Consider the following 12,371-nt stretch of genomic DNA (forward strand, 5'->3'; position numbering starts at 1 on the left):
GCTAGGTTGATGAGGCAAAACATGAGTAAAGGACGAGTCTGGGTTGCAGATGATGACAGTGCCATCCGCTGGGTGTTGGATAAAGCGCTCTCAGGCAGTGGGATCAGCTGTGAAACCTTCGATGATGCGCAGCAAGTGCTGAACGCTCTCACGACCCGCCGCCCGGATGTGCTGATCTCAGACATCCGAATGCCGGGGATCGATGGTCTGACACTGCTTAGTCAACTGCACACGCAGCATCCTGATCTGCCGGTCATCATTATGACGGCGCATTCTGATTTAGATGCGGCGGTCAGCGCCTATCAACGCGGTGCATTTGACTATCTACCCAAACCTTTTGATATTGATGATGCCGTCAATTTAGCCGAACGAGCCATTTTACACAGCCACGAGCTGCGCCGGACACAACCCGATATAGCCCCGACACCTGATGCACACAGCCCCGCAATTATTGGTGAGGCCCCTGCCATGCAGGAGGTCTTTCGTGCCATTGGCAGGCTGTCGCGCTCCTCTATCAGCGTGCTGATTAATGGGGAATCAGGTACCGGCAAAGAGCTGATTGCCCACGCTCTGCACCGACATAGCCCACGTGCTGGCGCCCCCTTTATTGCCCTCAACATGGCAGCTATCCCCAAAGATTTGATTGAATCAGAGCTGTTCGGTCATGAAAAAGGGGCATTTACCGGTGCTAATACGGTGCGGCAGGGGCGTTTTGAGCAGGCCAATGGCGGCACTCTGTTTTTAGATGAGATAGGTGACATGCCCGTTGATGTACAAACCCGTTTATTGCGCGTTCTAGCCGAAGGGCAGTTTTACCGCGTTGGTGGGCATCAGGCAGTTAACGTTGATGTACGGATTATTGCCGCTACCCACCAAAATCTAGAACGGCATGTACGGCAGGGGCTATTTCGCGAAGATCTGTACCACCGCCTGAATGTGATTAAAATTTTGCTACCGGCCCTGCGTGAGCGCACGCAAGATATTGCGGTATTAACACAACATTTTTTGCAGCTTGCTGCCCGTGAGTTGGGCGTAGAGGTAAAAACACTGCATCCGGCCGCACTGCAAGTCATGCGCGCTTTTCACTGGCCGGGCAATGTCCGCCAATTGGAAAATATCTGCCGTGGGCTGACTGTCATGGCTGCCGGGAAAGAGATTTTACTGGCAGATTTACCTGAGGAGTTGCGCACACCAGCCGCTGATCCACACGCATCTGGCCATGCGATTGAGTGGCAACAACAACTGCAACACTGGGCCATGCAACGCCTGCAACAAGGCGAGCAGGCACTGCTGACCAACGCACAGCCTGAGTTTGAACGCACCTTGCTGCAAACGGCATTACAACATACCCAAGGGCATAAGCAGGAAGCTGCGCGTCTGCTCGGGTGGGGGCGTAATACACTGACCCGTAAGCTCAAAGAGTTTGATCTCGATTCCGATTACTGACGCAATATCGGCTACAGCGGGCAGCCAAAGAGAATTTATGGTGCAAACACGCTTGTGCCCAAAACTGAACGGAACAAAATAAGATAAATAAGCAGTACCGTGGCAGGCTATGCGCTCTATCCCCAACAAAGATTTTGCTTGTGATGGGTAGCGCAACGCTGTGAGGTATCGGCCGCAGAAAATACGCCACACCGCAGCGCGCGGTATATCAGCACAACATCTTGGCACAACATGCCAACAAAATATTTCCGTAACCCGATGCAAGAGAGTACAAAATAAAAACAGCTGTGTGCATTTGTATCTTGGTGTGATTTTTGTCACATAAAAAAAGCAACAAAACTAGGTGATTTACAGCCCGATGCCTATACTCTCAGACCATATTATTATGGGGGAATGCAGCATGATCGCACGTGATTTACCGTTGACCGATTTACACCGCCACCTTGATGGCAATATCCGCCCTGAAACTATCTTGGCATTAGGTCAGCAGCACGGTATCGCGCTACCCGCAGACAACCTCAGTGCGCTGTTACCCCATGTCAGAATTACCGATAATGCCCCAACGCTGGTTAGCTTCCTGCAAAAACTTGATTGGGGTGTTGCAGTGCTTGCCGATCTGGATGCCTGCCGCCGTGTGGCCTATGAAAATATGCAAGATGCCGACAATGCCGGATTAGACTACACCGAGCTGCGTTTTTCACCGTATTACATGGCGATGAAGCACAATCTGCCGCTGCAAGGGGTGGTTGAGGCCGTGGCCGACGGTATTGCACTTGGCCGTAAAGATTTTACCGTACAAGCTAATTTAATCGGTATTTTAAGCCGCACATTTGGCACAGTAGCCTGCCAGCAGGAGCTGGGGGCTTTGCTAGCCTGTCATCAAGATCTGGTTGCCATTGATCTGGCCGGTGATGAGCTTGGCCAGCCCGGTGAGCTGTTTGTTCCACATTTTCGTCAGGTACACGATGCGGGATTACACGTCACCGTGCATGCCGGTGAAGCCGCTGGCGCAGCCAGTATGTGGCAGGCGATTCATGAACTCGGTGCCGAGCGTATCGGACACGGGGTAAAAGCCATTGAAGATCCGCGTCTGATGGATTATCTGGCCGAACACCAAATTGGTATTGAGTCGGCGCTGACCTCCAACGTACAAACCACTACCGTCAGTGCACTCAGCGCACACCCGCTGAAGGTATTTTTAGAGCACGGTATTTTGGCCAGCATAAATACCGATGATCCGGCCGTTGAGGGCATTGAAATTCGCCATGAATACAATGTAGCTGCACCGGCAGCAGGCCTTTCACCGGCACAAATCCGCCAAGCGCAAGAGAACGGCATGACACAAGCCTTTTTAAGCGCAGGGGATAAAGCGGCATTGCGTGCCAGCGCACGCGCACGCAGCATGTAATGGCTTTAAATGCGTGCTTTACGTATTCCTGCCTTTAAATATGAGCAAGAGTGCAAATTATTACGCTGGGATGTCATCACTCTACGCATCAATATACTCACTGTGTGGCCTGTAAACAGGCCACCGTGCTACCGAGTATCTCGCCAAAAAACTCAGTGTAAACCGCCTAAATAACCGGCTAATGCACTGATCTCTTTGTCTGTCAGTGATGCTGCAATTTGACGCATCATGCTATTTGGGTCATTTTGCCGCTGTCCGGCACGAAACGCGTTAAGTTGTGCGATAATGTAATCAGCATGTTGGCCCGATATTTTCGGGAAACCCGAAAGATCGGTACCATTACCACGCGGACCATGGCAGGCAACACACGCCGGAATGCCGCGTTGTTTATCACCTGCCATATACAGCTGCTTACCGAGTTCTACGCTGTCTTTACGGGTATAAGCCGGTGCAGAGGTCTGCTGCGAGAACCATGCAGCCAGATTTTCCAGATCTTGCTCTGAGAGCGTGGCAACTTGCCCCTGCATAATGGGGTTAGCACGCCCCTGCTGAGCATTGGTATGCGCAGCTAACTGGAATTCTTTTAGCTGCTTGAGCAGATATTTGTTATGTTGTCCGGCCAATTTAGGGTTGGCAGTGATGGTGCTATTCCCATCGGCATTGTGGCAAGCAACACAAACCGCAGAAGCAATTTTTTTACCCGCTTCCGCATCTCCCTGTGCCTGCGCCATACCGCTAACACCCAGCATCATTGACATCACGAGCGCAAATTTTTTCATGGCGTTCCATTTAGCTATATGATTGTTGTTATGCCGATAACGGATAATCCTGTCCGTTACAGTAAGGGGATGATTTCACGCTAGCCCCTGAATTATTACAACAGATATTTTACACATTTTCACATAAAAGAAATCAGTGCACCACATTTGACTAGGGTGGAGATCGTTCCGTGGCTCAATTTAATTATCATGTTACACATTTTGTCACCAGTGCTCCGGATATCCGTCACCTTCCGATGGATAATGCAATTGAAGTTGCCTTTGCGGGCCGCTCAAACGCCGGAAAATCCAGCGCGCTAAACACATTAACCAATCAAAAAAGTCTGGCTCGTACCAGTAAAACACCAGGCCGTACCCAGCTGATCAACTTGTTCGAAGTTGCCGAACAAGCGCGTTTAGTCGATTTACCCGGTTACGGCTATGCACAAGTGCCTGAAGAGATGAAGCTGAAGTGGCAGCGGGCACTGAGTGAATACCTGCAAAAACGTGAATGTCTGCGTGGTCTGGTGGTGCTGATGGATATCCGTCATCCCCTAAAAGATCTGGATCAGCAAATGGTGATGTGGGCTGTTGAAGCCGGTTTACCCGTACTGATTCTACTGACTAAAGCCGACAAGCTGGCCAGTGGCGCACGTAAAAACCAAGTAAAAATGGTGCGTGATGCCGTTGTTACTTTTGGCGGTGATATTCAGGTTGAGGCTTTCTCATCACTGAAAAAATTCGGTGTTGATCTGCTGCGTATTAAGCTTGATACCTGGTTTACCCATGAAATTGAAGCGTTGAACGCACAACAAGCGGCAGCAGACGAAGAGTAATCTTCAAGCGTGCTTTTTTTGGGTATTCAATAACGCAAAAATGCCGCCGGATGCAGGTGCATCACGGCGGCATTTTTTTATCTGTTAAATCACTCGCGAGAACTGCTGGCGACGCGCTTGTTGACGCAAATAGGTATCAAAACACATACAGATATTGCGGATCAGCAGATGACCACGCGGCATCACAGTGATCCCCTCATCGCTCAACGTCACTAATCCATCGGCGGCTAACGGGGCAAGCAGAGCCAAATCCTCTGCAAAGTGCTGTTTAAAATCAATCGGGTACTGCGCTTCTATCTCGGCAAACGAAAGCTGGAAATTACAGATCAGCGCTTTGATGACATCACGGCGTAAGCAGTCTTCATCGCTCATCCGCAGGCCTTTATTCAGCGCATGCCCCTGCTCAGTAACCTGCGCATAGTAGTGTTTAAGCTCACGCTGATTTTGTGCATAGTGATCGCCAATCATGCTAATGGCTGATACGCCCATACCGAGCAGATCACACTCTGCTTGCGTGGTATAACCCTGAAAATTACGGTGCAACTGGCCCTGACGCTGGGCAACAGCCAGCTCATCTTGCGGACGAGCAAAGTGATCCATGCCAATAAACTGATAACCCGCCCCACAGAGCGTTTCAATCGTCTCTTGCAAGATGGCTAATTTCTGCGCCGGTGCCGGCAAATCTTCATCACGAATTTTACGCTGTGCCGGAAAACGTGAAGGCAGATGCGCATAGTTAAACACGCTCAGGCGATCAGGGTTTAACTCAATGACCTTTTGCAGGGTAAATGCAAAACTTTCCGGTGTCTGTTTTGGCAATCCGTAAATCAAGTCAATATTGGTTGAAGCAAACCCAAGCTGGCGGGCTCGAGCAATCAGCGCAAAGATAAAATCTTCATCCTGTTCGCGGTTAACCAACTGCTGAACTTCTTTGTTGAAATCCTGCACCCCCATACTCATGCGGTTAAAGCCTTCAGCACGCAGGTGATCGAGCATATCTAGCTCAATTTCACGCGGATCAAGTTCAATGCTGATCTCAGCATCGGCACGCACATTAAAATGGGTTCGCAGCAGGTGAATCAAACGGCTGACTTGTGTTTTACTTAGGAAGGTCGGCGTACCGCCGCCCCAGTGGATCTGGGAAACCTGACGGTCAGTAAACAGGGCAGCGCGCTGAATGATCTCTTGTTCTAGCACATCAAGGTAGTGATCGGCCTTGTGCACATGGCGGGTGATCACTTTATTACAACCGCAGAAATAGCAGAGCTTGTGGCAAAAAGGAATGTGGATATACAGTGATAACGGGCGCTCAGGGTAACGGGCTACCGCCTGCCTGAAATCGCTCTCTTGATAACCTTCATGAAATTCAAGCGCCGTAGGATACGACGTATAGCGTGGGCCAGAGTAGTTATACTTCTGGATTAACGCCAGATCCCACTCAGTGGGGTTATTCACAATCACAGACATGCTCATTCCTTCCAATTCACCGCAGCTTAAACTGCTTTTATTTCGGTAATGCAGAACACCACGCAAGCAGAGTAGGAAGCTCATCTTCGATCTCTGTTTGCAGGCGGCTTTCCGCCAGCTCGCGTTCCAGATCCCATTTCATAATTTGATTGCGCTTGTAATTTTTGCGGGCTTCATGTGTTGGCATGGCAGCAACAGCCTCAAACAGAGCCTGCATTGCCGGAAAATGGGTAGATAATTGCGGGGTATCTGCCTGATTCACTGCCTCAAGCAGAGGGTGCAGGCGCAACACGCCTTCCGATAAATTACACTGCCCAGACTGCATCGCCAGTGCGATGGTCTGAATGCTGTCGACCAGTGTCTGGTTACGTTGCTGTTGCCGATGGTGCTGTGCCTGCCGCTGTTGCCACAGTTTGCCCAGTAACCAACCCGCGTATAAGGCTAATGGCAGCAGTATCATCACTGCTGCCAATACTAATCCCTGTTGCCACAGCATCAGAATGACTTCGGATCACTGTTGTTAAAACGCTCCCACAAATCTTCCGGATCACTGCTTTTTACCGGTGCAGGCGTTTCAGACTCTTCCTCTTCTTCATCAGACAAGCCGAGCAGTTGCATCAGTTCGTCAACACGATCAAGGCTGCTGTTGATGTAGTTTTGCTCTTCTTCGCTAACACTTTCACCGCCATCAACACGATCTAACAGCATGTGCAGACGCTCATCCGCTTCCAGTTGTGCCAGTTCAAGTTCTGGGGCAAGTGCCTCTTTTTCTACCGGCTTAACAACGGCTGCTTTTTTCGGCTGACGGTTTACAAATTCAACCATCAGTGGCACCGGTTTTTTACTGCCGATACGCGGGTCTTTATCCGCACGGCTATCAGTCTTACGTGAAGAACCTTCCGGATTTTGGCGCGTGCCTGAGTTAAGGCCTTTACGCTTTTTCAGCCGCTTTTGATCACGTGACATTTGATCAAGTTCGGCACGGCTTTTTTTCGGCTTTGATGAATCAAGTTTAACGCCACCCGGCGCTTTACGGGTTTTCTTTTCGCGGGTCATATCAACACCATTGTGATGCGGGATCAGTAGGCCATATTATGCCAGTGTTTACGTTCAGAAATAGAACATTCTAGGCTTTCGGCCCTGCAAATGAATAAAAAGCGGGAAAATCGTGCCGGTTCACACGCTGATACCGGCTCTACAGCACATTTAGCCGCCAAAAAACCGATTTTCCAACCAGTATAGCGCACCCGAGAAACTATCAGTGTGACCATATCTTGTGGCGCTATGCTGTATCACGTATTGCGATACCACCGTCTATGCCGCTCTTTTGTGCCAAACATACTGTAGAGATCTCAGGGCTGATTGACGAAAAAGTTGGTAGGAAAAGTGTGCAAATACGTGCAGAGATTCATGACGGGAAAAACAAAGTCCCCATCGTACGATGGGGCAACGGGAGAGAAATAGGAGATTTTTATCATTATGGTTTTAGGATCTTCGATCCTGCGTGGTTTCGCAAGATATTTATGCAAGATTAAGCACTACATCATACAAGTTGCGCTGGCTCTAAGGTTTTAATTTTAACCCGCTCAATGGGTTATCAGATAACCCTGCAATAACATTGCACCTTGTCATTAATATTTAGTTTCGCAGAAATAAATAAGTCAGACAATACTGTTTTTTTATAACAACATGTATGCCCGTTACTGCATAGCGGTTTAGGCAATAACAACCAGAAAAAACCATGCCGTAATAACGACAAACACAGACTACCGGCCCCGTTAATGGCAGTCAAAAACCATAAAAAAAAGCCAGCAAACGCTGGCCTGAAAATACAGTAGAGTCATTGTCTGTTTTCCCTGCATACAACCAAGGCAAACACAGCACAATTAAGATAAATAAGAAGAGCCTGCTCATTATATCGACTCTTTCCTTAAATTAAAGTAATTACTCTAATTTAAATCGGCAAATCAGTGAGCCACATCGCACTGTTGTCATTATTTATCTTTTAAAAGAGTAAGTTAAGGTAAAAGCCCACAGAAAAAGATGAAAAATCAATAGCCGAACCACAAAGCGGTAAACATGCAGCACTAACCAAAAGCGTCAGCTCAGGCAATAAATGTGGGAATCAAATGAAAGCTGTACAAAGAGGGAAAGAAAAAGGGAAAAAAGTAGCGCGTTATTTTGGGGGATTACCGGATAAAAGAACGCCCCAGTCATAACGACTGGGGCGGCTAAAAATTCAGCCAAATCCGATTACGTGAAGTAAAAGGTCTGAAAGATAGAACATCTTACCTCTGTACCCTACGTGGTAAACTGTACAGCAATTCAGCGGCGCAGGTAAAGGGCTTTCTGTAGTTTACTTTCACTTTTTTGTTGCACTTCATCACAAAAAATAACATTAATCAGAAAGTTATTTTTCACTATGAAATTACTTTATCACCGCACTCATTTTTACTACAACCTGTTGCTTTTGATGCATGGTGTTATCACCAGACCACAATGCCGATTCAGAATAGACACTCATACCGCGGTGATACGCTTAATGGGCCTGATCCCAGTTATCCCCCACACCAACATCGACCACCAGCGGAACATTCAGCGCAGCACACTGCTCCATAATCTGTTTGATCTGTAGGGTACAGTGCTCTACATGCTGCTGTGGAATTTCAAATACCAATTCATCGTGTACCTGCATCAGCAGGCGAACACCCAGCTCAGGGGTTGCACGTAACCACTGATCAACAGCCAGCATCGCTTTTTTGATGATATCAGCCGCCGTGCCCTGCATAGGGGCATTGATTGCCGCCCGCTCTGCAGCCTTACGGCGGATACCGTTACGCGCATTAATATCCGGCAACTGCAAACGGCGACCAAACAGGGTTTCGACATATCCCTGTGCCGTGGCCTGTGTGCGGGTGCTCTCCATATAATCAAGCACGCCGGGATAACGCTCGAAATAGAGATCCATATAACGCTGGGCTTCATTACGGCCAATACCGAGCTGACGCGCCAGACCAAAGGCACTCATGCCGTAGATCAGGCCAAAGTTAATGGCTTTGGCACTGCGGCGCTGATCAGCACTGACCTTGTCGCGATCCAGCCCAAAAACCTCCGCAGCAGTAGCTCGATGAATATCCACACCTTCACTGAAGGCCTTCAGCAGCCCCTGATCGCCAGACAAGTGCGCCATGATCCGCAGCTCTATCTGTGAGTAGTCAGCCGCCACAATTTTACAACCGGTATCAGCGATAAACGCCTGTCGGATACGGCGGCCGGCCTCATTGCGTACTGGAATATTTTGCAGATTCGGATCAGTTGAGGATAAGCGGCCAGTCGCAGTTACCGCCTGATGGTACGAGGTGTGTAAACGGCCAGTCTGCGGATTGATCATTTGCGGCAGTTTATCGGTATAGGTTGATTTGAGCTTTGCCATGCCACGGTACTCAAGCAAAATTGCCGGTAACGGGTAATCAAGCGCCAGTTCAGCCAACACCTCTTCATTGGTAGATGGTGCGCCGCCCGGTGTTTTTTTCAGAACCGGTAAACCGAGTTTATCGAACAAAATAGCTTGTAATTGCTTGGGCGATGCCAGATTAAACGGCTCACCCGCCAGCGTGTGGGCCTCGGTTTCGAGCTCAGCCAAACGCTGCGCCAATTCAGATGACTGCTGATTGAGCAGCATCGGCTCAATTAATACGCCCGTGCGCTCAATGCGTGACAATACGGGTACCAGCGGGATCTCTATCTCACGAAAAACCTTTTCCAAACTCGGCTGGGCCTGTAGCTGTGGCCACAGAGCCTGATGCAAACGCAAGGTGATATCCGCATCTTCCGCGGCATACGGCGCAGCCTGTTCAAGGGCAATTTGGTTGAAGGTTAACTGATTTTTCCCCTTACCGGCCACCTCTTCAAAACTGATGGTCTGGTGCGCCAGATGGCGTTCGGCAAGGCTATCCATATCATGACGACCGGCGACGCTATTGAGCACATAAGATTCAAGCATAGTGTCATAGGCGATACCGCGCAGTTCAATGCCGTAACGCGCCAAAATGCTCTGATCAAACTTCAGGTTTTGCCCCACTTTTTGCCGCTGCGCATCTTCCAGTAGCGGCTTGAGCTGTGCCAGCACCGCGGTTAGATCAAGCTGATCGGGGGCATCCAAGTAGTCATGGGCCAGTGGTAGATAGGCCGCTTCACCTGCTGCACAGGCAAAAGAGACACCGACTAGATTGGCCGTCATATAGTCTAGCCCGTCGGTTTCGGTATCAAAGGCAAACAGATCGGCCGCTTGCAGTTTTTGCAACCACAGATCAAGCTGCGCCTGAGTCAGAATGGTGTCATACGCACTGCGATCAACACTCACCGCTGTAACCTTTGCCTCAGTCACCGCCGCTTGTGCTACTGAGTAGCTACTGCTTTCACTGCTTGAGCCTGTTCCGGTACGGCGCGCCGCCGCCAGCGGTACGGGCGCACTGATATCTTTACCGTCAAGTAAATCGGCCAACCAGCGTTTAAATTCAAAACGGCCAAACAGTCGGATCAGGCTGTCGGTATCGGCAGGCTGAATATCGAGCGACAGATGATCTTGCTCTAATGGCACATCGGTTTTGATTGTTGCCAATGCGTACGAGAGATCAGCATTGGCTTTGTGCAACTCCAGTTTTGCTGGCAGGGTTTTTGCCCCACGAAAACCGAGCGCGGGAATAGCGTCAAGCTGGGTATAAATCTGCTTAATACTGCCGATACCGTTTAATAGCGCCAGCGCGGTCTTTTCACCCACGCCTGGAACACCCGGAATATTATCGGAAGAGTCCCCCATCAGTGCGAGAAAATCGATAATCAGCTCGGGGCCAACACCGTACTTATCTTGCACTTCCTGCGGGCCTAACACCGTGTTGTTCATGGTGTTAATCAAGGTGATCCGTGGGTTCACCAGCTGCGCCATGTCTTTATCACCGGTGCTGATCAGCACATCACGCCCGTCGGCGGCTGCCTGAGTCGCCAGCGTACCTATCACATCATCTGCTTCTACCCCGCTGATCACCAGCAACGGCAACCCCATCGCCTGCACCATTTCATGCAGCGGGGCTATCTGGCTGCGCAGATCATCAGGCATCGGCGGGCGGTGTGCCTTGTATTCGGCAAACATCTCATCGCGAAATGTTTTGCCCTTGGCATCAAACACCACCGCCATCTGGCTGGGAGCATACTGATTTAATAGGCTTTTCAGCATATTCAGCACACCGTACATTGCACCGGTCGGCTCTCCGTGTGCATTGGTCAGCGGTGGAAAAGCATGGTAGGCACGGTAGAGGTAAGATGATCCATCCACGAGGATCAACGGATTGGGTGCAATCTCAGCCATAATAAAGGTATCCGGTCAGTCATCAATACCCTAAAGGATGCCACACCTGCGCCCAGAAGCGAATCACAGCACACCATGTTGCTCATCTTCCCCAGCAGAAAATAGGTTATCCCCCGTCAGATCAGCATAAACCCGCAATATGCTAAATAAAGCCGCTTTCGGTACGAAATTCCCGCATACCCTGCGATCATTTGCAGGGTTTAAAGAGGGTTTTTTGATGATGTCTGATCTGTGGATAAGTTTGTGAACAATAAAACCCGATATTGTGATCATGATTGTGATCTAGAGGAAAAACCTGATAAACATCTTTATTAATCATACAGTTAATAAAATTAATGCTGATCAATACTTGATCTTAATATGATCATCTGCTGTGGATACTGTTTTTGTCCTTGACTTTTATCAAGCCCAGAGCAGATAAGTGATGGCGCGCAGAATACAAAATCAGGGCTTGCTGATTTTATTACCCATTTTTGTGATTAAAGGGCTGCCCATACAAAATAAGTATGGAAATTGTGCAAGAGATTAGCCGTGTTGGGATAAAGAAAAAGCAAAGATAAAAAAATGGCCAGCTTATGGGATGTAAGCTGGCCGAAGTGTATTTTGGAAGCAATATGTGAGCAATGTCGTGCGTTAATGCTGCTGTCGTGTCACAACCTCATCAACACCACTTAATGATAATGATTATTATTAGCATTGTAAACGGGGGCAGCGGTAAATCTGCTGCAACTGTGATAAACAAGGTGTTTACCTGAGCAATCCCGCTGTGGATACAACCCGCTTGCGATCTGTACCCAGCATTTACTTGCATATGCTCGGCGGTCACCGGTCAGACTCGGGCGTTTTTGTACCTGTGCGCGAGCCTACGCTTGTTTCTATTACTATTAATGTCTCACTTATAACGCCTGAGCACAGGCGTAGGCCGAGCTCCATGCCCACTGGAAGTTGTATCCGCCCAGCCAACCGGTAACATCCACCACTTCGCCGATAAAATAGAGACCGGGAATATCGTTCGCCTGCATGGTTTTTGATGACAACACCCGCGTATCTACACCACCGAGCGTAACCTCTGCAGTACGATAACCTTCCGT

11 protein-coding genes are annotated in these 12,371 nt (G+C 49.2%); 3 read left to right on the top strand and 8 right to left on the bottom strand.

Features of this window, described 5'->3' with window-relative positions; genetic code table 11:
• Positions 1-21 precede the first annotated feature (21 nt).
• Together glnG and add are read left to right on the top strand one after the other, a co-directional pair.
• The gene (gene glnG, locus ACRC27_RS11285) at positions 22-1,446 is read left to right on the top strand and encodes a nitrogen regulation protein NR(I) (RefSeq protein WP_438639907.1); all 1,425 of its coding nucleotides are present in this window, start codon (positions 22-24) and stop codon (positions 1,444-1,446) included.
• Between the two features lie 400 nt (positions 1,447-1,846).
• Positions 1,847-2,854 carry an adenosine deaminase gene (gene add / locus ACRC27_RS11290; protein ID WP_438639908.1) on the top strand — a complete coding sequence of 336 codons (1,008 nt, stop codon included), beginning with the start codon at positions 1,847-1,849 and terminating at the stop codon, positions 2,852-2,854.
• Between the two features lie 152 nt (positions 2,855-3,006).
• On the opposite strand, the gene ACRC27_RS11295 is transcribed toward add, so the two are convergent.
• Positions 3,007-3,633, bottom strand: coding sequence for a c-type cytochrome (locus ACRC27_RS11295; RefSeq protein WP_438622644.1), 627 nt, complete (start codon positions 3,631-3,633; stop codon positions 3,007-3,009).
• A 170-nt stretch (positions 3,634-3,803) separates the two neighbouring features.
• Here ACRC27_RS11295 and yihA point away from each other — a divergent pair, with 170 nt between their 5' ends.
• Complete coding sequence (gene yihA, locus ACRC27_RS11300; RefSeq protein ID WP_438622643.1) at positions 3,804-4,448, top strand: ribosome biogenesis GTP-binding protein YihA/YsxC; 645 nt, start codon at positions 3,804-3,806, stop codon at positions 4,446-4,448.
• An 84-nt stretch (positions 4,449-4,532) separates the two neighbouring features.
• Here the strand turns inward: yihA and hemN are convergent, their stop codons facing one another.
• The 7 genes from hemN to ACRC27_RS11335 all read right to left on the bottom strand — a co-directional run.
• Positions 4,533-5,915: an oxygen-independent coproporphyrinogen III oxidase gene (gene hemN / locus ACRC27_RS11305; RefSeq protein WP_438629813.1), complete on the bottom strand. Its 1,383-nt coding sequence runs from the start codon at positions 5,913-5,915 to the stop codon at positions 4,533-4,535.
• Positions 5,916-5,952: 37 nt separating this feature from the next.
• On the bottom strand, positions 5,953-6,411 hold the full coding sequence (locus ACRC27_RS11310; protein ID WP_438622641.1) for a DUF2489 domain-containing protein: 459 nt from the start codon (positions 6,409-6,411) through the stop codon (positions 5,953-5,955).
• On the bottom strand, positions 6,411-6,971 hold the full coding sequence (gene yihI, locus ACRC27_RS11315; RefSeq protein ID WP_438622640.1) for a Der GTPase-activating protein YihI: 561 nt from the start codon (positions 6,969-6,971) through the stop codon (positions 6,411-6,413). The genes ACRC27_RS11310 and yihI overlap by 1 nt, the downstream gene beginning before the upstream one ends.
• Before the next feature lie 732 nt (positions 6,972-7,703).
• Positions 7,704-7,829, bottom strand: a complete 126-nt coding sequence (locus tag ACRC27_RS11320; protein ID WP_438629809.1) for a hypothetical protein — start codon at positions 7,827-7,829, stop codon at positions 7,704-7,706.
• Between the two features lie 325 nt (positions 7,830-8,154).
• Positions 8,155-8,202, bottom strand: coding sequence for a spot 42 RNA, inhibition of DNA synthesis (locus ACRC27_RS11325; RefSeq protein WP_071892919.1), 48 nt, complete (start codon positions 8,200-8,202; stop codon positions 8,155-8,157).
• 252 nt (positions 8,203-8,454) lie between these two features.
• Positions 8,455-11,280, bottom strand: a complete 2,826-nt coding sequence (polA, locus tag ACRC27_RS11330) for a DNA polymerase I (protein ID WP_438629808.1) — start codon at positions 11,278-11,280, stop codon at positions 8,455-8,457.
• Between the two features lie 896 nt (positions 11,281-12,176).
• Positions 12,177-12,371, bottom strand: a 195-nt coding sequence (locus ACRC27_RS11335) for an NAD(P)/FAD-dependent oxidoreductase (RefSeq protein ID WP_438639909.1), incomplete at its 5' end; no start/stop codon positions are given.

It is taken from the genome of Plesiomonas sp., from assembly GCF_051650925.1.
Lineage (GTDB): Bacteria > Pseudomonadota > Gammaproteobacteria > Enterobacterales > CAMTGL01 > Plesiomonas.

What these genes read in the sequence shown, in the direction of transcription:
- glnG (WP_438639907.1), top strand. Translation starts at nt 22, where the DNA reads ATGAGTAAAGGACGAGTCTGGGTTGCAGATGATGACAGTGCCATCCGC.
- add (WP_438639908.1), top strand. Translation starts at nt 1,847, where the DNA reads ATGATCGCACGTGATTTACCGTTGACCGATTTACACCGCCACCTTGAT.
- ACRC27_RS11295 (WP_438622644.1), bottom strand. Translation starts at nt 3,633, where the DNA reads ATGAAAAAATTTGCGCTCGTGATGTCAATGATGCTGGGTGTTAGCGGT.
- hemN (WP_438629813.1), bottom strand. Translation starts at nt 5,915, where the DNA reads ATGTCTGTGATTGTGAATAACCCCACTGAGTGGGATCTGGCGTTAATC.
- ACRC27_RS11310 (WP_438622641.1), bottom strand. Translation starts at nt 6,411, where the DNA reads ATGCTGTGGCAACAGGGATTAGTATTGGCAGCAGTGATGATACTGCTG.
- yihI (WP_438622640.1), bottom strand. Translation starts at nt 6,971, where the DNA reads ATGACCCGCGAAAAGAAAACCCGTAAAGCGCCGGGTGGCGTTAAACTT.
- ACRC27_RS11320 (WP_438629809.1), bottom strand. Translation starts at nt 7,829, where the DNA reads ATGAGCAGGCTCTTCTTATTTATCTTAATTGTGCTGTGTTTGCCTTGG.
- polA (WP_438629808.1), bottom strand. Translation starts at nt 11,280, where the DNA reads ATGGCTGAGATTGCACCCAATCCGTTGATCCTCGTGGATGGATCATCT.